This window comes from Actinoplanes sp. NPDC049316, from assembly GCF_040677315.1.
GTDB lineage: Bacteria > Actinomycetota > Actinomycetes > Mycobacteriales > Micromonosporaceae > Actinoplanes.
In genome coordinates this window covers 14,206-34,714 of the sequence record NZ_JBFAQM010000049.1, presented here as the reverse complement: position 1 = coordinate 34,714, position 20,509 = coordinate 14,206, and the positions used below count along the sequence as shown (strand labels likewise).

General features: G+C 70.1%; 18 protein-coding genes and 3 pseudogenes. 13 read left to right on the top strand and 8 right to left on the bottom strand.

The features are described from left to right. Positions 1–353 precede the first annotated feature (353 nt). From AB0K03_RS39625 to AB0K03_RS39615, 3 genes are read left to right on the top strand one after another with little or no spacing between them, the layout of a single operon-like run. Positions 354–1,151, top strand: coding sequence for a sigma 54 modulation/S30EA ribosomal C-terminal domain-containing protein (locus AB0K03_RS39625; protein ID WP_364696820.1), 798 nt, complete (start codon positions 354–356; stop codon positions 1,149–1,151). 24 nt (positions 1,152–1,175) lie between these two features. Continuing rightward, on the top strand, positions 1,176–1,856 hold the full coding sequence (locus tag AB0K03_RS39620; RefSeq protein WP_364696818.1) for a DUF2267 domain-containing protein: 681 nt from the start codon (positions 1,176–1,178) through the stop codon (positions 1,854–1,856). A 60-nt stretch (positions 1,857–1,916) separates the two neighbouring features. Further along, the gene (locus AB0K03_RS39615; protein WP_364696815.1) at positions 1,917–2,531 is read left to right on the top strand and encodes a GNAT family N-acetyltransferase; all 615 of its coding nucleotides are present in this window, start codon (positions 1,917–1,919) and stop codon (positions 2,529–2,531) included. Positions 2,532–2,857: 326 nt separating this feature from the next. On the opposite strand, the pseudogene AB0K03_RS39610 reads toward AB0K03_RS39615, so the two are convergent. Beyond that, positions 2,858–3,397, bottom strand: a pseudogene (locus tag AB0K03_RS39610) (CapA family protein); the annotation flags it as partial. 279 nt (positions 3,398–3,676) lie between these two features. On the opposite strand from AB0K03_RS39610, the gene AB0K03_RS39605 reads away from it, so the two are divergent. Next, positions 3,677–5,359: an HAD hydrolase family protein gene (locus tag AB0K03_RS39605; protein WP_364696812.1), complete on the top strand. Its 1,683-nt coding sequence runs from the start codon at positions 3,677–3,679 to the stop codon at positions 5,357–5,359. On the opposite strand, the gene AB0K03_RS39600 is transcribed toward AB0K03_RS39605, so the two are convergent. Beyond that, positions 5,340–6,125, bottom strand: a complete 786-nt coding sequence (locus AB0K03_RS39600; protein ID WP_364696810.1) for a sigma 54 modulation/S30EA ribosomal C-terminal domain-containing protein — start codon at positions 6,123–6,125, stop codon at positions 5,340–5,342. The two genes, AB0K03_RS39605 and AB0K03_RS39600, sit on opposite strands and share 20 nt — an antisense overlap. A 586-nt stretch (positions 6,126–6,711) precedes the next feature. Here AB0K03_RS39600 and AB0K03_RS39595 point away from each other — a divergent pair. Continuing rightward, on the top strand, positions 6,712–7,062 hold the full coding sequence (locus AB0K03_RS39595) for a chemotaxis protein CheB (protein WP_364696807.1): 351 nt from the start codon (positions 6,712–6,714) through the stop codon (positions 7,060–7,062). A gap of 12 nt (positions 7,063–7,074) precedes the next feature. Here AB0K03_RS39595 and AB0K03_RS39590 read toward each other — a convergent pair whose 3' ends face one another. From AB0K03_RS39590 to AB0K03_RS39580, 3 genes and pseudogenes are all read right to left on the bottom strand, one after another. Continuing rightward, a complete protein-coding gene (locus AB0K03_RS39590; protein WP_364696804.1) occupies positions 7,075–7,452 on the bottom strand; it encodes a cupin domain-containing protein in 378 nt (125 codons plus the stop codon). A gap of 289 nt (positions 7,453–7,741) precedes the next feature. After that, positions 7,742–8,341: pseudogene (locus AB0K03_RS39585) on the bottom strand (alpha/beta family hydrolase); the annotation flags it as partial. A gap of 120 nt (positions 8,342–8,461) precedes the next feature. Then, positions 8,462–9,091: pseudogene (locus AB0K03_RS39580) on the bottom strand (phosphoribosyltransferase family protein); the annotation flags it as partial. Positions 9,092–9,441: 350 nt separating this feature from the next. Here AB0K03_RS39580 and AB0K03_RS39575 point away from each other — a divergent pair. Then, complete coding sequence (locus tag AB0K03_RS39575; RefSeq protein WP_364696801.1) at positions 9,442–10,341, top strand: universal stress protein; 900 nt, start codon at positions 9,442–9,444, stop codon at positions 10,339–10,341. Between the two features lie 1,600 nt (positions 10,342–11,941). On the opposite strand, the gene AB0K03_RS39570 is transcribed toward AB0K03_RS39575, so the two are convergent. The 3 genes from AB0K03_RS39570 to AB0K03_RS39560 form a co-directional block, all read right to left on the bottom strand. Then, positions 11,942–12,844 carry an ABC transporter permease gene (locus AB0K03_RS39570; protein WP_364696798.1) on the bottom strand — a complete coding sequence of 301 codons (903 nt, stop codon included), beginning with the start codon at positions 12,842–12,844 and terminating at the stop codon, positions 11,942–11,944. Further along, complete coding sequence (locus AB0K03_RS39565; protein WP_364696849.1) at positions 12,834–13,760, bottom strand: ABC transporter ATP-binding protein; 927 nt, start codon at positions 13,758–13,760, stop codon at positions 12,834–12,836. Before AB0K03_RS39565 ends, AB0K03_RS39570 begins: the two co-directional genes overlap by 11 nt. Positions 13,761–13,913: 153 nt before the next feature. Next, positions 13,914–14,084, bottom strand: a complete 171-nt coding sequence (locus tag AB0K03_RS39560; RefSeq protein WP_364696795.1) for a hypothetical protein — start codon at positions 14,082–14,084, stop codon at positions 13,914–13,916. Positions 14,085–14,354: 270 nt separating this feature from the next. Here AB0K03_RS39560 and AB0K03_RS39555 point away from each other — a divergent pair, with 270 nt between their 5' ends. The 7 genes from AB0K03_RS39555 to AB0K03_RS39525 all read left to right on the top strand — a co-directional run bounded on the left by AB0K03_RS39555 (position 14,355) and on the right by AB0K03_RS39525 (position 20,446). Further along, positions 14,355–14,945 carry a hypothetical protein gene (locus tag AB0K03_RS39555; RefSeq protein WP_364696792.1) on the top strand — a complete coding sequence of 197 codons (591 nt, stop codon included), beginning with the start codon at positions 14,355–14,357 and terminating at the stop codon, positions 14,943–14,945. Positions 14,946–15,167: 222 nt separating this feature from the next. After that, positions 15,168–15,512, top strand: a complete 345-nt coding sequence (locus tag AB0K03_RS39550; RefSeq protein ID WP_364696789.1) for a hypothetical protein — start codon at positions 15,168–15,170, stop codon at positions 15,510–15,512. An 85-nt stretch (positions 15,513–15,597) separates the two neighbouring features. Further along, complete coding sequence (locus AB0K03_RS39545) at positions 15,598–15,975, top strand: hypothetical protein (RefSeq protein ID WP_364696786.1); 378 nt, start codon at positions 15,598–15,600, stop codon at positions 15,973–15,975. Continuing rightward, complete coding sequence (locus tag AB0K03_RS39540) at positions 15,972–16,307, top strand: S1C family serine protease (protein WP_364696783.1); 336 nt, start codon at positions 15,972–15,974, stop codon at positions 16,305–16,307. The genes AB0K03_RS39545 and AB0K03_RS39540 overlap by 4 nt, the downstream gene beginning before the upstream one ends. Before the next feature lie 43 nt (positions 16,308–16,350). Then, positions 16,351–19,137 carry a cation-transporting P-type ATPase gene (locus tag AB0K03_RS39535; RefSeq protein WP_364696780.1) on the top strand — a complete coding sequence of 929 codons (2,787 nt, stop codon included), beginning with the start codon at positions 16,351–16,353 and terminating at the stop codon, positions 19,135–19,137. Next, on the top strand, positions 19,134–19,793 hold the full coding sequence (locus AB0K03_RS39530) for a TrkA family potassium uptake protein (protein WP_364696778.1): 660 nt from the start codon (positions 19,134–19,136) through the stop codon (positions 19,791–19,793). Before AB0K03_RS39535 ends, AB0K03_RS39530 begins: the two co-directional genes overlap by 4 nt. After that, a complete protein-coding gene (locus AB0K03_RS39525; protein ID WP_364696775.1) occupies positions 19,790–20,446 on the top strand; it encodes a TrkA family potassium uptake protein in 657 nt (218 codons plus the stop codon). Before AB0K03_RS39530 ends, AB0K03_RS39525 begins: the two co-directional genes overlap by 4 nt. Positions 20,447–20,509: the final 63 nt, after the last annotated feature.

Below are 20,509 nucleotides of genomic sequence, written 5' to 3'. Positions count from 1 at the left end.
CTTCCGGGGGAACGGCTTCGTCAAGCCTGGTGATGGCCAGACCACGGCGGCAGAGGCGAACGACCTTCGGCGGCAGCCGCACGGTCGTCAGCATGGTGATCGGGGCACCGGCCCACCCACCCAAGAACTGGACGATGCCGCACGTACCCCTGGTCGGGACCTGTGGCCCTGGCATTGGTGCAAAACCAGCCGGAATATGACAGTAACGCCCACCGGCGCAGAGGTGAGACACCTCGGTGGCGGGACAGGGAGCGGCACGCCGTCCGGCGCGTCACCGTCCCGACGAGGAATACCTGCCATCGGGCAGCCGGCAAGCCCGCCGGTGGGTGACGACCTCGCCTGGGGGTGAACGGATGGACCGGCAACCGGCCACGACCGCCGACGTCGAGGTGGTGACCCGCGGGCACATTCCCGCCGGCATAGTGGATTACGCCCGGGCAAAGGTGCTGCATGTGTGCCGTCAAACCCGCGAGCCGATCCTCCACGTACGCATCAAGCTGGCCCTCTCGGCCGACCCGGCCGTGGAGCGCCCGGCGCTGGCACAGGCCAACCTGGACGTCGACGGCCGCCTGCTGCGCGGCGACGTCGCCGCGCCCACGCTGCGCGAAGCCGTCGACCTGCTGCACGACCGGCTCGCGCACCGGCTGACACGGATGGCGTTGCACTGGGAGGCCCGCCGCGGCGGCACCCCGGCGCCGGGCCCGCACGAGTGGCGCCACACCACCGACGGCTGGCATCGGCCGCACTACTTCCCGCGGCCGGTCGAGGGTCGCCGGATCATCCGGCACAAGGCGTACGAGCTCGCCCGAGCGACCCCGGACGAGGCGATCTTCGACATGGAGAAACTCGACTACGACGTACACCTGTTCACCGACGAGCGCACCGGCCTGGACGCCATCGTCTACCGGGCCGGGCCCACCGGCTACCGCCTCGCCCGGCTACGCCCGGCCGAGCAAGCCGAGACCGGGGTGACCGTACCCCTGACCGTCAGCGACCAGCCCGCGCCCCGGCTGACAATCGCCGAGGCGATCGAGCGGCTGAACCTCACCGGGCAACCATTCCTGTTCTACGCCGACGCCACCGACGGCCGCGGACGGCTGCTCTACCACCGCTACGACGGCCACTACGGCCTCGTCACGCCCGCTGGCTGAGCAAGAGCACCACAGGAGGAGACCATGGCGAACACCGGGGTCGACATCTTCGAACACCCCACCCGGACCGCGCAGACGTGGCTCGCCGACATCGCCCGGCACCTCGGCACGGACGACCGACACGCCGCCTACCGCACGCTACGGGCGTGGCTGCACACGCTGCGCGACCGGCTGCCGGTCAACACCGCCGCCGATTTCGCCGCGCAACTGCCCGAGTTCTTCCGCGGCGTCTTCTACGACGGATGGCAACCGAGCCGGAGCCCGGACAAGTACGGGGCCGACGAATACCGGCGACGCTTCGCCCTAGAGGCGCAGAGCCCGATCGAGTACGTCGACGCGGCCGCCGCCGCGGTCACCGCGGCAATGCGGGACCGCCTCTCGCCGGGACAGATCGACCAGGTTCTTCACCTCATGCCCGAAGCGGTTCGCCGGATCCTGCAGGCGCCGACCGGCGGCGCACCGGGCGAGCCGTTGCGACCCGTCAGCCCCGATCAGCGGCAAGGGCCGACCGGCGACACCGACGACACCGTCGAGGCGCGGCTCGCCCGGCTGGAGGCCCGGATCGCGACGCTCAGTGAGGCAACCCGGATACTCGCGCATGGCCTGCACCAGCCTCCGACCGAGGAACCGGACGCCATGCGCGCCGGTCAGGCCGCCCGGCGCGCGTACGAAATGCTGTTCGCCGCACCGCCCGACCGGCCGTGACGAACGTCCCGGACTGACGAGCCGGCCGGCCAGCGGTCAGCCGAGTTTCAATCGCCCACTATGGATCAGATGAAGCCACTTGACCAACACCCAACCGGCGTACCGCCTGGCTACCCGCGTGAGTACGAGCGCGACTTACGGCTCTCAGACGGGCGGTGGGCATTCGTTCGTCCCATTGTTCCCGAGGACAGCGCTCACCTTGCGCAGGCGATCCGCACCGCCGATCCGGAAACCTTGTACCGCCGCTTTCTCGGCTCGCCACCGCGCATCACCCCGGCATTGCTGACGCACCTCTGCACGGTGGACTACCAGAAGCGGTTCGCCCTGGTCGCCGGCGACCCGCGAACCGGTGACGGCATCGCCATCACCCGGTATGAACACAGCACGGACGGCGTCGCAGAAATAGCCGTCGCCGTGGACCCGGCGTGGCGCCGCGTCGGGCTGGCCACCGCGCTGGTGGAAATGCTTGCCGAAGCCGCACTCGACCGCGGAATCCGGATCTTCAGCGCCCTCTATCTGGCGGAGAACCGGCCGGTGACGGCCCTGCTCGAGCTGGTAGGCAGCGGCAGAAGAGAAACCATCAGGCAGGGCTTTGCCGAGGCCGCTGTGGCCCTGGACCGCGACGATGTGGCGGCCGCCGTGCACCAACTCGGCGACCTCCGCCGAGACCGGTGAATCACCGGCTCCCCACAGACGACGCCGCGACGGTGAGGCTGCTGTCCGGGCCCAGGCCGATCGGTACGTCGAAGTCGCGACTCGCCCCGGCACAGCGCACTCTGCAGCCAGCGGGTGTCGGCGGCGGACGCCCGTCGTAGCCGCATCCGGTGGGCCTGCAACGGCATCATCCGCAGCTGCACGAGCCGGCCGCTGCCCGCGTCGATCGACGCGATATAGAGCAGGCGGAGATCATCGCGGAACTCACCGTGACCGCCGATGCCCTCATAGTCGTCGATCAGGTCGCCGCAGCCGTAGAGCACCAGCCGGCCCCGATAGATCTCGATGGGCCTCGGATGGTGGCTCGAATGCCCGTGCACGATGTCGACGCCGCCGTCGACCAGGGCATGGGCGAGGGCGACCTCGTCCGCTGCTATCTCGTAGCCCCAGTTCGAACCCCAGTGGATCGAGGCGACAACGACATCGCCCGGCCGCTTCACCCGGCCGACCTCGTCAAGGGTCTCGGTGAGCGCGGGCTCCAGGTTGACGCCCGACCTCGCTGCGGAGGCGGCCCAGCCGGCGGGGATGCCACTCGAGGCGAACCCGATGGAGAACACCACCACCCGGCGGCCGCCACCGAGCGCGACGATCGCCGGGCGGCGCGCCGCGGCGAGGTCGGGCCCGGCGCCGGCGGCCGGCAACCCGGCCTCCGCCAGGACCTCCAGCGTCTGCGCCAGACCGGCCCGACCGAAGTCCACCGGCCGCCGGATCGGGCCGTTGACCGCCTCCGCGAGCCCGACGTACGTGCGGGCATCATGCACCAGCGACTCGCGCAGCGCCGGAGCACCGGGACACGGCAGAATCTGGTCGATGCTGCGCCCGAGCATGACGTCCCCGCACAGGAACAGGGACGTCAGGCCGCTGTGTACGGCCGCCCTTGCCACATATAGACGGTTACCTTCCCGTACACCCCGCCGGAAGGGCCGAAGGCCCCAGGTCCTGCTCAGCCACTCCAGGTGTCATGGCGACGTGAGCGCGGTGGCCGCCGGCAAAAAGAGGCGGGCCGTTGGGCTCTGCCGTCCCAGCGCTGGCGGCGCAAGGGTCGAGGTAGGTGGACAGGCGGCGCCGCCCGGGCGTGGCGGGAACTGCCGGTTTGGAGGCGTCGGGTGCGGTGGTACCGGGCGGTTGCCATGGATCTGGACGGCACGTTGACACTCGGCGGATGGCCGTCGGAGGCGGTGCTGGGGGCCGTCGACGGTCTGCGGGCCGACGGAGTGCGGACGCTGCTGGTGACCGGCCGCATCCTGGCCGACCTGGACGTCGAGTTCCCCGGCCTGGCCGACCGGTTCGACCTTGTGGTCGGCGAGAACGGCGGCGTGTTGCGCAGCTCCGGGTGGACGAGGCCGCTGGCGGACCCGGTGGACCCGAACCTGCTGGAGCGGCTGCACGACGCCGGGGTACGGGCCCGGCGTGGCGAGGTGCTGCTGGCCTGCGACGGCTCGGCCGACCATCTGGCACTCGACGCGATCGAATCTCTCGGACTCGACGTCCAGCTGGTGCGTAACCGGGCGGCGCTCATGCTTATCCCGTCCGGAGTCACCAAGGGCACCGGCATGCGCGAAGGGCTGGCGGAACTCGGTGTCTCACCGCACAACACCCTCGCCGTAGGAGATGCCGAGAACGACCACTCGATGCTGACCGCGGCGGGTCTTGGGGTGGCCGTGGCCAATGCCGTGGCCGGGTTACGCGATCATGCCGACCTGGTACTGGCCGAATCCGACGGTGCCGGCGTGTCCGCCCTGCTGACCGGGCCGGTGCTGACCGGTCAACGGCCGGTCCGGACGCTGCGCCGGCGCATCGTCCTGGGCACCGGTGTGGACCAGCAGCCGGCTGTCCTGCCCGCCGCGCAGACCAACCTGATGGTCACTGGCGCCAGCGAGTCCGGCAAGTCCTACCTCGCCGGGCTGGTCGTCGAACAGCTGGCCGCGCTCGGCTATGTACTGCTCGTGATAGATCCGGAGGGCGACCACGTCTCGCTCGGCGCCCTCCGCGGGGTCACCGTGCTGGCCGGCAACCAGCTCCCCGACCCGGCCGAGGTGCCCACCCTGTACGGACAGGGGTTGTCCTGCCTGATTCTGGACCTGTCCAGCCTGCACCGGCCGGGACGCGAGGACTACCTGCGCCGCATGTGGCCCGCAGTCGCCGCCTACCGCGCCGAGACCGCCCTGCCCCACTGGATCGTCCTGGAGGAAGCACAGAACCTCGGCTGGTGCCACCACGCCGGGCTGGACACACCCGACCTCGGCGAGTGGGGCCTGTGCCTGGTGTCGTACCAGCCGGACCGCATCGCGGCGCCCGTGCTCGACCGGATGCGGTGGCGGGTCGAGCTGTCCCCCGGCGGTCACAGCGCCATCCTCACACCACCCGACGGGCCACCGATGCCGATCACCATCGGCCGGCGCACCACACCCCACGTGCGGCACTGGCACAAATACGTCGACAGCCCGCTACCGGACCACGAACGATTCGCCTTCCACACCGCGCCCGGCGGCCCGGCACCGGTCGCCGCGAACCTCCGCGAGTTCCTCACCCTGCTACCCGACCTGCCCGACGAAGTGATCACCTTCCACGCGCGGCGCCACGACTTCTCCCGCTGGCTGGCCGGCGTCTACCGCGACCACGTACTCGCGTCGCTGATCGCGACCTGCGAACAGGACCTGGTCGCGCACGGCGACCCCCGCCGCACCCGGCGGCTGCTCGCCGAGCTGGTCACCGTCCGTTACCTACCACCCGAAAGGACAACGGCCGCGGTGACGCGAGCATCACCGATCAGAACAGGAGAGGAATGATCAAACCCAGGTGGCCGTCATACCGTCGATAGATCACACGACCGCGGCCGCTCAACGCATCAACGAAAAACACAAACCGGTCCGAAGGCGTACGGTTGACCCGCACGATCGCCTCCGGCACCGAGAGCGACAGCGCCGATCGCGGGCGCACAGCCGACGGGACGCCCCCGTCCTGGGGCCGCACCTCCGCGGTGCGGATCAAGCCATAGCCGCCCCACCCGCCTCGATACACGACGCTATCCATCTCCGTGCCTTCCTCGATGACCAGATGGACGTCGTAATCACGCAGCTCCATCGTCAGCGCGGTGGCCGCGACCGGCTGCACCGCGAGAGGAACGTTCTTCGATCGCACGAGCCGGGAGTCGCTGCCGGCGAGACCCGGCAGGCACGAGCACGGCGGCAGCGGAGAACACGCCAACCGCCCTCTCTGACCGACGTAGGGCAGATAACCGGCCTCCTCGACGGCCAGATGCCCACCGATGACGGCCAGCAGGTCCCGCAGCCGGGCAGCCGCTGAATCAACCGCCGCGGACACCGTAGAGGCAGCCGCCTGAGCACGAATCAGGCGTTCCGCGACGATGCGATTGACCTGCACCACCACGATCGGCCCGGAGCGGCTGTGCCGAGTGATCCGTACCCGCGCCTGGCGGATGAGCTGTCGCAGGCCGACAATAGAGCGTCCGACCAGGGCGCGGGCGTATCGGTCCTGCTCCTCGGTGACGAACCCGCACGTGACTAGATTGAAAACGTTGGGTGCCACCTTCACGCATACGACGGCCTCCTGATGACCATCAACGGCCCGTGTGAAGGGCACTCAGTGCCCGGTCCAGCAAGGGAAATGACGGCGATGCACAGCCGCGGAGCCGCTGGCACACATGGATGCCGGAACAACACCCCCCGGCGACGATCGTCGCCGGCAGTATCCGCGGTCAGGTGCCAGGGGATCACCCTCGGGCACCTGCCATCCCGGACTCCCCCATCGACCGTCATACGGCCGAACTCAGCCGCTCGTCGCGGAGGCCGCCTCGACGGAACCCCGGCCACGACGCCGACGACAGGGCCGAAAGTCCCCGTCCCACCCCGCCGTAATTCCACGGCGCCGGCCCCGCAGGCACTCCGTACGCGGAACCGGGAGTCCGCACCGGCTACCGCGTAGCAACTGTCCTTTTTCGTGCAGAGCCGCCGGCAAGCAGAACCAAGGGCTCTGGACGCCAGAGCGCGCCCCCGCGACCATGGTCCCGAACGGACCTGCGACAAACCGCTGCCGCGGGACCCGCGCCGACCTGCGACCAGGAAGGGCAGCAGGCACCGTGACGACAGCTCCGTCTCACAGATTCCCAGTAGTAGCGCTGGTGTGCTCGACCGGCGGCCTCGACGCGGTCATCCGGATCCTCGAACCACTGCCAGCCGGCTTCGCCGCAGCCACGATAGTGCTACGGCACCACGACCCACGCGGCAAGAACAATCTCGCTCAGATCCTGGCGCGACGCACCGAACTGCCCGTGACCCTCGCCCATGACGGCGGCGTGCTGGCCCCAGCGCGGGTTTTCGTAGCGCCGACCGGCTACCACACCCTGGTGGCGGCCGACGACACACTGACGTTGATCGTGTCCGGCGAACGACCCCCGTACCACCGATGGCGGCGTTCCGGGATCCGCGAGCACTGCGCACCTCTTCGATCGGCCGTGTTTGCCCGGCTCTGACCTGCGGCCTGGCTACCGCGCGACGCCGGCAGGCAGCGGACGGTGCATCTGCAGCAGCAGACAACCCCCGGCACCGGCGGCGATCGGGTGGTCGGTGCCGGGCGGCACGTACAGGTAGGAACCGGCGACAACGGGCCGTCCCGCAATCGACGCCGAGCCGGAGACCACCCAGATGTGATGATGCGCTGTCGGGTGGGGTCTTCCCGGCGTGGCGGATCCCGGCTCGTACGAAATCAGCGCGTCATGCAGGTCGCCGGCGCGCCACAGATCCTTCGCGACGACACCAGCGCAGTCCGGTACCGGCCACCACGGCAATTGATCGATTTCTGCCGGATCGAGCGTCACCAGCGCGTCGCGCAAAGCGTGACGTTGGGCCATCGTTGGCTTCATTTCATCCCCCTTCATCTGCGGTCGATGTCGCCATGACGGTCTGCGGTGCCGGCACGAGAGGCGCGACCCCTCGATTCCGAGCACCATCCGCCGGTCGTTCACCGTGTCCACACATACCCCCACCGTCACCCGTCGCAGCCCTGCCGGACAGGGTCCAACGACACACGATGGGCTGTCGCGTTCGGCCAATACGCCGGGCTGAGTTCGCAGCCACCGGCGGCACGAAGGTGTCGTCCGACCGGATCGTCGTCGCGACGTTGCACCCAGGACCTTGCCTGCGTCCGCTGGGCTACCCGCGCGCCCGCCGGGCCTGCTCAGCGCCCGGCCGATCGCTCAGGTAGTGGACGAACCAGGAGGCGGCCAGGTCAGCCACGACAGGCAGCGCGCCGGGCTCCGCGAACAGGTGACCCGCGCCGGGTAGCACGGCTAGGCGCTCCGGGCCGCGCAGCCGCACCTCGGCGCGCCGGTTCACCCTCAGCGCCTGCGGATCGTCCTCGCCGACAATCAGCAACGTCGGCACCGTGATTTCGCCAAGCCGGTCCCACACCAGATCCGGGCGCCCGCCCCGGGACACCACCGCCGCCACCCGCAGATCCGGCTCCGTTGCCACCAGCAACGCCGCCGCGGCGCCCGTGCCGGCCCCGAACAGGCACACACGAAGATTTGCTGTTGCCGGACACCGGCGGACCCAGCGGATCATGCCGGTCAGCCGATCCGCTAGCAGAGCGACGTCGAAGACATTGCGCGGGTCCTGTTCCTCATCGGCCACCAACAGGTCCAGCAGCACCGTCGCCAGGCCGGCCTGCCGCAACTGGCGGGCCACCGCCCGGTTACGTGGAATGTGTCTGCTGCTGCCGCTGCCGTGGGCGAACACAACCACACCGCGAGGCTGCGGCGGCACGTCCATTTCGGCCTCCAGCGACACGTCACCGGCGCGGACCGCCGCCTGCATGCTGATGGGCAAACGGGCGACGACCTCCACGCCCGACGTCCGACGCCCGGCACGCTCAAGCAGAGCTGCCACCTCGGCCTCAGTGGTCGGGGCGAAGTCCTCGTAGTAACTGCCGACCGCCAGGAACGGGTCCGGCTGCCCCAGACACGCCACCTCGTCGGCCACCGTCGTCAGTGCGGCCACCGCATCGTGGGCACCGACCGGGAGTGCCACCACGACCTGCGCTGCTCCCAACTTCCGCGCCACCTGGCACCCCGCTCGCGCCGTCGCCCCGGTCGCCGTCCCATCGTCCACGACGATCGCAGTCCGGCCCCGGACCGGCACCCGCGGCTGCCCGCCACGCAGCAACCCGGCTCGCCGTTCCACCTCGGCTCGGGCAGATTCCTGGGCGGAGGCCAGCTCGGCGTCGCTCACCCGGCACGCCGCGACCACACCCGCGTTGACGATCGTCACGTCGTCCTCCCCGACCGCACCCATCGCCAGCTCGGGGTCGCCCGGTACACCGACCTTACGCACAACGATGACATCCAGCGGCAGCCGCAGCGCCGTGGCTACCTCGAACGCCACGGGCACCCCACCTCGCGGAAGGCCGAGCACCACGGCGTCGGCGTCCCGTAAACGAGCCAGCCTGCGGCCCAACGCGCGGCCGGCGGCAATCCGGTCGCGGAACAACCCAGCGATCACCATTCCACCGTGCACCCTCATGACCCGTCGCGATCAGGGGCCGAAGTCCCAAGGCGCTCAGGCGACGTGCCCGTATGGCACAGAAGACCGTGCGGCGCGCCATCGGCCCCGGTCATCGGTCAGTGGCAGGAACTAGCGATCCAGAGGCGCCCTCAGCAGCGGCACCTGATGCGCCCAGCCGGGCAGGAGTGGGTCCGATCGGCTCGTGAAAAGGTCCTACGGCACTGTGCCGACTGCGGATTCCGCGGTCACGTGGAGGTAGGAGCGCCGACGGCGTCGTCGGTGCCTCGACATTTCCGGGGCGCCCGCTTCGTACCCGGCGCCGATCGCGCAGACGGGGTCGGGAGGCAGCCATGAGCGATCTCGACAGTTTCAAAGTGAAGCAGGAAGCGCGGCAGCGAGCCGCAGCACCGCATCGGAGCACGCCCTACATCGAGGTCGTCAACCGCTATCTCGGGGCGTTCTCCTACACCGATCCGTACGTCCCGGTTCCTGCGCGGCTGCCGGCACGCCCGGCCGGCGTCGGGGCCATCACCGGAGCCGTGATCGTCGGGGCCGACGACGCGCCGATCAGCCACGTCGCCGTCGACCACGCGGCGATCGAGGCTGAGCTCCGTGGGCAAACCTTGCTGATCGTGCACACCGGCCCGCCGTCGCGCGACCCGCGAATGCTGACGAACCTCACCGAGCGGGCACACGTGTTGGCCCCAGACGTCGCGGTCACCACCCACGCCACGATCGGGATGGGCGCGACCGAGCTGCTGCTCACCGACGCCGGCGCCACCGATCTGATCGTGGTCGGGCACCGGCACGGCGCGATCCGGGGCACGCTGCGCCGCAGCGTGGCGGATCAGGTTGCGGCCCGGCATCCCGGACCGGTCCTGGTGGTGCGGACCCCGTGGCCGACCGAACCCGAGCAGGCGACCTGGCCTCTGCTGGTCGGCATGGACGGCTCGGCATCATCCACCCGGGCGGCCGAGTTCGCCGTGCAGGAAGCCCAATTGCGCGGTTGCGACGTCATCCTTCTGCGCATCACCCCGGAGCCCAGCGAGGTTCTGGACTGGACCGACCGGCGTGGTGGCGTGACCGTCCGGAACCGGACGGTGGCCGGCAACCCGGTCAATGAGCTCATTGACGCCGCCCGTGGCGCCGCTGCGGTCGTGCTTGGCCGGCCTTCCGGCCGGTCCAGGCTCGGCTCGGTGAATCGTGCGGTCCTGCACCACGTCGACTGCCCGGTCTTCCTGGCCGGCTGAGCCACGCACCCGTAGAACTGGTGGGCCCGCGCGCCCACCAGCTCGCCCGTAGGACGCCCACACGACGACGTGGTCAGCCCCGCACAACCGGCGAGACGCCGATCACGCGTCCCCGGTCGTCAACTGCGCCCCCCGTCCCGGGCCTGGCGAGGTGTGACGATCTCGAAGTCGGTCGTCGCGCCGTTCCACCGAGTGCCCGGGCGGGGCAGGTAGAACGCCTCTGCCCCAGTCTGATCACCTCGGCACAGGCTGGCAAAAGGACAAGGGAGCGTCTCCGCGGCGCCGCAGCTTACCGAGGAGGTGGGCGAGGTGAAGCCGCCATCCGTGGCCCCGATAGTCGTCGGCGTGGATGGTTCGGCGTCTAGCGCGTCAGCGGTGCGTGCCGCTGCCGCCCTCGCGTAGGCCGTTGACGGCCACCTCAGGCGGCCGAGCTTTGGCGTCTGTATTTCCTATCGGCTTGGCCTCGTCGGGTCATCGGGCAGTGTCATCAGTTCGGCGATCCGGTCCGTTGCTTGCCGACGCCTGGCCGCGTTGACCCTCGTGTAGTAGCGCATGAGGGTGACCGGATCATGGCCGAGCCGCTCGGCGACTTCGTGGACGCTGTAGCCGGCGGCCAGCAGCGTTCAGGCGATTAGGTGCCGGATCTGGTGTGGGCCGATCGGCCGGACGTGCGCCCCGGCGGCCAACCGGTTGAATCGGTCGGTGAGATGTCCGGCCGTATCGGCCGACCGACGTGCAGGTGCGGAATAGATGGTTCACCGGCCACCTGACCAACGACCTCGAGCCAGACCGGGAGGCCACCCTGCTGCGCCAGCGGGAAAGTCTCGTGCCGTCCCGGTTCCTGCGACCGCGGCGCGCCGTCATCGACCGGCAGCTGCGACCTCGGTTACGCCAGCGGCTCGACGACATCAAGCTCTTCTCGAGTGCGCGCCGGAGACGCCGCGGCGATGAAGGCCTACCTGCTCATGCTCATCTTCCGCGCCTGGCTGATCGGCCGTTGGCCGCGCTCAACTGGTTCGTCCTGGCGAACCTGATCTAACGGCCGCGTCGGAGAATCCGATCGCTATCCTGGTGGCCCGCGTGTACGCCGACCACCGGTTCGACGGCAACGCTCTGAGCGCGGTCGACGCGGTTGCGAAGGCACAGGTCGAGCGAACGCTGGAATGGCGCGCCGAGTACAACGGACTCACCGGTGGGTGACACCTGACGGACGACGGCGGCGCCAACGTCTCTCGCCCACATACCGGGCGTCCAGGGCCGATGCCGGTAGTCGCCTCCAACCGGGCAGATCGGTGGCGTCAGCGAGGGCCGCGAGTGGCGCGCCGAGCCCGGGGTCGCACCCCACGGCGGCGCAGGCGCGAGCGAACATCGATCCGGCACAGCGCTGGTGTGCCGACCGGAACCTCCAGTGGCATCCACGCGGGGCGCTCGAGGACGAGCGTACGGCGGCGAACCGGTTGCGGAGCTTCCTGGTACGACATGTCACGTCCCCTTCCCGGAGCCTCTCCCCTCCATTGTTCTTTCGAGACGGCACTTTCCGTCAGCGCCGATGGTCCCGGACGCGGCGGTCGCGGGTCCCGCCGTCCCGCGGTGACCGTGCTCAGGATCGCCGGCGGCCCGTCCGCCCGGTGTGGCGCCGCCCTTCATCGTCGGGCCGGTTCCCGCGGTGGCCGGGTCGGCGCCACCGGCGCGGGGAATTGATCGTCAGAGCGGCTCGCGCCGGGCCGGGCTCCCATCGGAACGCCAGCGCCATGACGATGATGGCGGCGACGACCCAGCCCAGGACCACCAGTGTCCCGGAGACAGGCATCGGCCAGGAGTGGGTGGCCGGGTCGAAGGAGTCTTCCATCGCTGTCGCGACCGGCGCGACGGGGAACGCGTACGCCAGATCGTGCAGCCACTGCGGAGGGTCGGCGGCGAAGAACACGTTGGAGATGAACGCCAGCGGCAGCATCGAGCCGAACGCGACCGGCAGCGCCGTCTCGCTACGTGGCACCAGGACCGTGACGGCCGCGCCCAGCACGAAGAAGCACACGATCCCCATCAGCGCGGCCGTCAGGAAGTAGCCGAAGGCGTGCCACACCATGCGTACGTGAAAGAAGAGCACGCCGGTCGCGATGATGACGGCGCAGGCTGCCGCCGCGGTCACGAACGCCGAACCGAACCGGCCGGCCAGATAAGCCCAGGCCGGCAGCGGTGTACCGCGCAGGCGCTTGAGGATGCCCTCCTCGCGGGCCAGCACGATACCGGTCACCGACGCCACGTAGCAGGCGTTGAGCAGGCAGAACGCGCACATCGCCGGGGTGAGCCACTGGGCGTAGGGCAGGGCTCCCACCGGCTCGCCGGGAAGAAGCGCCTTCAGGCAGATCAGCAGGATGAGCGGGATGACCACGGAGACGAAGAAGCCGAGCGGGCTGCGCAGCAGAACGAGGATCTGGTAGCGGATCTGGCCGACCGCCAGCACCAGCGCGGACCGGGACCGGCTCGCCGATTCAGTCGCCATCCCCGGCCTCCGTCCGCCCGGTGATGCGCAGGTAGACGTCCTCCAGCGAGGGCTGCACCACACTCAGCTCCGGGAGCTCGACGCCGTTCCGCAGCGCCCACGGTGTCACCGCGGCCAGCACCCGGGTCGGCTCGTCGGTGTGCAGCACATAGGTGTCCGGACGCTCCGGGGATCGGTCCCACGGGCCGCCTGGCGGTTCACCCGCCCCCGCCGGGAGGCGGAAACTGATGACGGTGCCGGCGACATCACGGCCGCCGAGCGCGGCCGGCGTGGACTCCTCGACCAGATGACCGCGGCTGAGGATCCCGACCCGGTCGGCGAGCCGCTGCACCTCGTCCAGGTAATGCGAGGTCAGCAGCACCGTGGTCCCGCCGCGGCGCAGACCGGCGATCAGGTCCCAGGCATCGCGACGGGCGTTCGGGTCGAACCCGGTGGTCGGCTCGTCGAGGAACAGAACCTGCGGATCGCCGATCAGGGCGAGCGCGAGATCGAGCCGGCGGAGCTGGCCACCGGACAGCGTCCGGGCACGCGCCCGGGACTTGGCCGTCAACCCGACCCGCTCGATCGTCTCCGCTACGTCACGCGGCCGGGCATACAGGCCGGCGTAGAGCGACACCATCTCCCGCACGGACAGCTCCGCATCGATGCCGCCAGACTGCAGGACGATGCCGACCCGTTCCCGGAACTGGCGCGTGCCGTCGCCCGGATCGAGGCCGAGCACCCGGACCTCGCCGCCGCTTCTGCGCCGATGGCCCTCGAGGATCTCCACGGTCGAGGTCTTCCCGGCGCCGTTCGGGCCGAGCAGGGCGTAGATCTCACCGCGGCGCACCTGGAAGCTGATGCCGTCCACCGCCCGGACCTTGCCGTACGTCTTACGGAGCCCCACCACCTCAATGGCCGGCTCGCAGCCGGACATGACGCCCATGAAGCCATCTTCGGCCGACCTGGCGACCCGGCGCAGAGGCCAACGTCACCGACCCGCGGCCAACTGCCCCGACGTGATCTACCAGCAGGGTCGGCTCGAGGTGGTCGCTCGCGCGGCGGGCATATCTGCGCGATAGGCGCTTCTTCACAACAGGACCGGCGGATGAATACCGGAATCGAACGGGCCCGACAGTCCGCCCTCCGCGTCGCCGAAACAGAGGACCGTCTCGCCGAGGAGGAGGAACAGGCCGCGGCAACCAATGATCGGCTCGCGGCAACCCGCGGCGATTCCACGTACCGGGACCGGGCTGACCACGCACGCCGACAGGCTGAGCGGGCACGCGTGTCGGCAGCGCGATGGGAGGCGGCCGGGGGTAAGCGCATCCGCGTCCAGCACGCCGAGCGCTGCATCCGCGACGCACCCGTCAGAGGCGACCCCGCCAGGTCCGTGCTGATACCCGCCCAGCGATGTCAGGTACTTCGGCCTTATGAACAAGTATTCAGGCCCGGGCGCGCAGCGCTCCGCGGTAGGCAGCGTCATCGGCAAGGACATCGATATCAAGGACATCGATATCAGGAGGACATCATGACCACCACCGGGCGGGGTTCCGCCGCCCACCCCGAAAAGATTGAGGCACACGGCTCCATGCTCACCAATGCTGCCGCGAAGGCCCTCGCCGTGCTACGGATCGCCACCGGATTCGTGTTCCTGTGGGCATTCCTCGACAAGACCTTCGGATGGGGCTTCGCGACCCCGTCGGCCAAGGCCTGGATCAACGGCGGATCCCCCACCAAGGGCTTCCTCTCCAGCGTCGACGTCGGCCCCAGCGGACTGCAGACCTTCTTCCACAACATCGCCGGCGACGCCTGGACCGACTGGCTGTTCATGCTCGCCCTGCTCGGCATCGGCCTCGCCTTCATCCTCGGCATCGGCATGCGGATCGCCGCCGGCTCCCTCGTCGTCCTGATGGCGATGATGTGGCTGGCCGAGTTCCCGCTCGACAAGACCGGCGCCAAGGGCGCGCCGAGCGGCTCGACCAACCCGATCACCGACTACCACTTCATCTACGCGGTCACCGGCATCGTCCTGGCCCTCACCTACGCCGGACACACCTGGGGCCTGGGCAAGTGGTGGGCCTCCCTGCCCTTCGTCCAGAAGAACCGCTGGCTCGTCTGACCTCGACCAATCAGGTCTTTGCCGCCTGGCTATGGGCGGCTCGCGGGACGGAAGCTTCTCGCCCCGCCGGACTTCCACTTCCCCCGCCTCGACGGTCTGCTGCCCGGGGAGCACTACTGTCGCACTCCCGCAACGACGGCTCGACGCCACCTACCACGACACCGCCGACCTGCGGCTGGTCCGTTCCGGCACCACCAGACGATCAGTAGCTTCGTCACCAGCATGGCGTGCCGCTACCCGTACGGGATCTTTCCAATCCTTGATCTGAACGGCTGGCTGACCGGCCTGGTCAGCCTCGCCCGCCTGGGCCGCGTGCCCACGGACCACCGCGACCGGCTGCGGCTGGGCGACGTTTCATGCGCCCTCGACCACGTCCGCGACGTGATTCCGCGACGCCCCCGGTGGACGCGGCCCGGCGCTGCCGGCCGGGGTCACCGGCTGGCGCCGTCATCATCGGTGCAACCGACCGGGGTAATCACCGCCGACGACAAAGCCCGCGCGGTCGAACTGGCCGCGCTGGGCATCCCTCCGCGGCGCAGCGATCAGGACGCCACGGCGTCGCCTTGACACGAGCCGGCAGCGGTGACCTTCGGCCCTGACCCACCGGCGTCGTCCGCGCGATGGTCGGGGGTAGCCCCGGGAGGAGGAAGGGATGAACTCTGAGTACCGGTCCGAAACCGGCCCGGACCCCATCGTCTCGGACAGGATCACACCGCCCACAGCCGACGGCCGGCCCGGTCCGATCACCGCTGTTCCGCCGTCGCGGCCCCGGTGGTCGACGCTGTGGGTGCTCGTCCTCGTGGGCCTGCCGGCCAGCGGCGTCGGCGCGTTCGCCAGCCACCTGTATGACCTAGCGCAATCGACCAGCATCAGCCGCACCGTCATCGTGCCGCCGGCGCAGGCGTTCACCGGCGGCACGATGAACGTCGCCACGGTCGAGCCGGCGACGGTCATGGTGGAAGCGCCCACGCGCCGGGCCAACTCGCCGTCGCCGGAGCCGGCACCGGCGCCTCGGCTGACGGTTACGTGATCACCAACGCAAACGTGATCTCCGGCGGCGTCCACGTCGGCGACGACGTCATCGCCATCGGCACCACGCCGTCGGTGACCCGGGGCATCGTCTCCCCTCTCGGTCACACCGTCGACACCGAGACCGGCCACCTGCCCGGAATGACCCAGACCGACACGCCGACCAGCTCCGACGCCCCGCTGATCGACAGCAGCGGCAAGGTGATCGGCATGGTGACGGCCACCGCCGCGTCCAGCCGCAGCACCGCAGTCGAGAACATCGGCTTCGCCATCCCCACCGCGCAGCTTCTGCCGGTGGTGAAGCGGCTCCGCCAGATCGTCGGCGCCGAATGAAGGACCAGCCGTGCGGAGTGCGCCGGCAACAGCGGAGGATGCGATGACGAGCCCCGTCGCGACCCGGTCCGCGACCACCGCCGGTGCCCGCGCTCCGGGATCCCCGACTCTGGAGGTGTACGAGGTCTTCACCGCCGTCGGCAGCTCGCCCCGCGGCCTGTCCACGACCGAAGCAGCAAGCCGGCTGGCACGCGACGGCCGCAACGAACTGCGGACCCCGCCCGGGCCGTCGCTGATCGGCCGATTCGCTGCCCAGTTCACCGACCTGTTCGCCGTCATGCTCGAGGTCGCGGCACTGATCACCTTCGTCGCCTACCTGCTGGGCCAGCCACGCGACACGGGGAATCTCCAGCTGGCGGTGGCGATCCTGGCGGTTGTGGTGATCAATGCGGGGATCGGCTTCGGGCAGGAGTACGCCGCCGAGCGTACCGCCGACGCCCTGCGGGCCATGGTGCCTCACCAGGCGCGAGTCCTACGCGACGGCGAACGCGCCGAGGTACCGGCCGCGACGATCGTGGTCGGCGACGTGCTGGTGGTCGAGGCGGGCGACGCGGTCTCGGCCGACGGACGGATCGTCGAAGCGCATGGGCTGTCGGTCAACAACATGGCCCTCACGGGTGAGAGCGACCCAGTGCTCCGCGTAACCGAGGCGTCCAACGGCGACACCCCGCCGCTGGACGCCCGCAACCTGGCGTGGATGGGCACCACCGTCGCGGCCGGAACCGGCAAGGTCGTGGTGACCGCCATCGGTGCGGCCACCGAGTTCGGCCGGATCTACCGGCTGACCGCCCAGACCCGTGCCGACCCCAGCCCGCTGCAACGCAAGATCACCGCGATGGCACGGCGGGTCGCGCTGGCGGCGTTCACCCTCGGCCTGCTCGTGTTCGTCGTGCGCCTGTCGGCGGGCGCCGAGCTGGTCACCACGTTCGTCTTCGCGCTCGGTGTGATGGTGGCGCTCGTTCCCGAGGGGCTCCCGGCCACATTGTCGGTCGCTCTGGCCGTCGGCGTACGCCGGATGGCCCGCCGCCAGGCATTGATCAAAAAGCTGAGCGCGGTGGAGACCCTCGGCTCCACGGCCGTGATCTGCACCGACAAGACCGGCACCCTGACCAAGGCCGAGATGACCGTGCAGGCGATCTGGACACCCGACCGGATCCACCGCGTCGGCGGGGTGGGCTACGAGCCGGTCGGCGAGGTCGACGACCCGGCATCCCTGCACGACGTGCTGCAGGCGGCAGCGTTGTGCGCCGACGCCCGCCTGCTGCCACCAGCCGACGGCCGCGGATGGACGATCCTGGGCGACACCACCGAAGGCGCCATCCTCGTGGCCGCGCGCAAGGCTGGCATAGACCTGCGAGCCGAGCAGGACCGAATACCCCGGATCGGCGAATTCCCGTTCGACTCCGACCGCAAGCTCATGACGACCGTGCATCGCGACGGCCCGGGTGCGGTCGCCTACGTCAAAGGATCGCCGCAGGAAGTCCTCGCCCGCTGCACCCGGGTGGCCGGGCCATACGGCGTGGTCCCGCTCGACGACACGCTGCGGCGCCGGGTCGCGGACGTCAACGACGAATTGGCGCGCACCGCCCTGCGCGTGCTGGCCGTCGCATACCGGCCGGTCACCGAACACACCGGCCAGAACGAAGCCGAACGCGACCTGATCCTGCTCGGACTCGTGGGCATGCTCGACCCGCCCCGCCCGGAAGTGGCCGCCGCCGTAACCGCCTGCCGGCAGGCCGGCATCCGCATCGTCATGGTCACCGGCGACCACGCGCTGACCGCCGAGGCCATCGCCCGCCGCGTCGGCATCGTCACCGGCCCGCCGCCACGGACGGTCACCGGCGCCGACCTAGACCACCTCGACGACCCGGCGTTGCGCGCCGCGCTGAACGATCCCTCGCCCATCCTGTTCGCCCGGGTCAAACCCGAGCACAAGATGCGAGTCGTCGCCGCCTTCAAGGACCTCGGACAGGTGGTCGCCGTCACCGGCGACGGCGCCAACGACGCCCCCGCGCTGCGCCGCGCCGACATCGGCGTCGCCATGGGGCGGTCCGGCACCGACGTCGCCCGCGAAGCCGGGGTCATGGTGCTCCTCGACGACTCGTTCGCCGCCATCGCCGCCGCCGTCGAACGCGGCCGATCGATCTACCAGAACATCCGCAAATTCCTCATGTACCTGTTCAGCCACAACCTCGCCGAACTGACACCCATTTTGGCCGCTACCTTCGCCGGGTTCCCCCTCGTGCCCCTGTCCGCGGTGCAAGTGCTGGCCATCGACCTCGGCTCGGACGTACTGCCCGCGCTCGCGCTGGGCACCGAACCGCCCGAGCTGGGGACCATGAACATGCCGCCGCGTTCGCCCCGGGAACCGTTGTTCACCCGCTCGGTGATCGGTCGTATCCTGTTCCTCGGCGGTATCCAGGCCCTCGGCGTGACCGTCGCATTCTTCTGGAAGATTCACACCGCCGGATTGCCCTTCGCCGACTTCACCCCGGGCAACCCGGACTACCGCGAAGCGCTGACCATGACCCAGGCCGGCATCGTCGTCAGCCAGGTCTTCAATAGCCTAACCATCCGCAGCGACCGGCTGAGCATCCGCCGGCTCGGCATCTGGAGCAACCCGCGCCTGCTCGCCGCCCAAGGGCTCGGTATCGCCGTAATGTGCGCGATCAGCTACGCCCCGCCGCTACAACAGGTCTTCCACACCGCGCCGCTGTCGCCGCTCGACTGGGCGATCCTGACCGGATTCGGCGCCGCCCTGCTCGCCGCCGACGAAGCCCGCAAGACCCTGCTGCGAGCCCGCGCACAACGCCGGAAGGACAACGCATGAAAGTCATCATCATGGGATGCGGCCGCGTCGGCGCCGAACTCGCGCAGGACCTGTCCGGCGAGCACCACGAAGTGTGCGTCATCGACTACGCCGACAACGCCCGAGAACGGCTACCCGCGAACTTCCCCGGCCGTTTCCTTCTCGGCAACGGCTACAACCGGCGCCTGCTCGAAGAAGCCGGCATCACCCGGGCCGACGCGTTCGTCGCCGTCACCTCCGGCGACAACACCAACATCGTCGGCGCGCGCATCGCCAAAGAGGACTACCACGTCCCCTTGGTCGTCGCCCGCATCTACGACCCCCGCCGCGCCGAAATCTACCGCGACCTCGGCATGACCACCGTCGCCAGCGTCCGCTGGACCGTCAGCCGCATCCACCAACTCCTCTCACACCGCAACCTCACCACCGAGATGAGCTTCGGCAACGGCGAAACCCTTCTCGTACGGCAGCAGCTGCCGGCCTGGCTCGCCGGTCGCCCGCTGGAGACCCTCGAGGTCGACGGCGAGATCCGCGTCATCGACGTGACTCGGGGCGGCCGATCGTCCTTGGCCGGCCGCGACACCGTCATCCAGCCCGATGACGAGATCACCTTCGCCGTCGCCGCCACCGCGCTCGACCGGCTACGCGACTTCCTCGGCAAGGAGCTGGGCACATGAGGATCCTCATCGCCGGCGCCGGGCGGCTCGGCGGACAGGCCGCCCACCTACTCTCCGCGACCGGTCACCACGTCACCACTGTCGACGCGAACCGGGACGCCTTGGACCGGTTGCGAGGCGAGCCGGCGCAACACCGGATCTGCGGTGACGCCTGCGAGCCAGACGTCCTCGAACGCGCCGGCGCCTACAACGCCGACCTGGTGATCGCCGCCACCGGCGAGGACGAGGACAACCTCGTCATCTCCTTGCTCGCCAAACGACACTTTGCTGTACCGCGCGTCCTGGCCCGCGTCAACGACCCCGACGACACCTGGCTGTTCGACCAGCGCTGGGGCGTCGACGTCGCCCTGCCCGCCGAAGGGCCCCTGGTCGCACTCATCGACGAAGCCACCGGCGCCACCGACACCATCGGCCTGCTGCGCCTGGCCGCCGCCGGGGTCACCCTCGTCGAAAGCCGCATCCGGATCGGCTCCGCCGCCGCCGGGCGCACCCTCGCCGACATCGCCCTGCCACAAGGCACGGTCGTCGCCGCCGTCATCCGCGACGGACAACCCACCGTCCCCGGCCCCGGCCACCGCATCGAATCCGGCGACATCCTGCTCCTTGTCACGAGCAGCGCCACCGAACACGACATCGAAGCCGCGCTGCGATGATTCGCCCAGCCGCACTCCTGCCGGACCTGACACGTACCCGGTCCGCGCCGTAGCGGCGGCCCG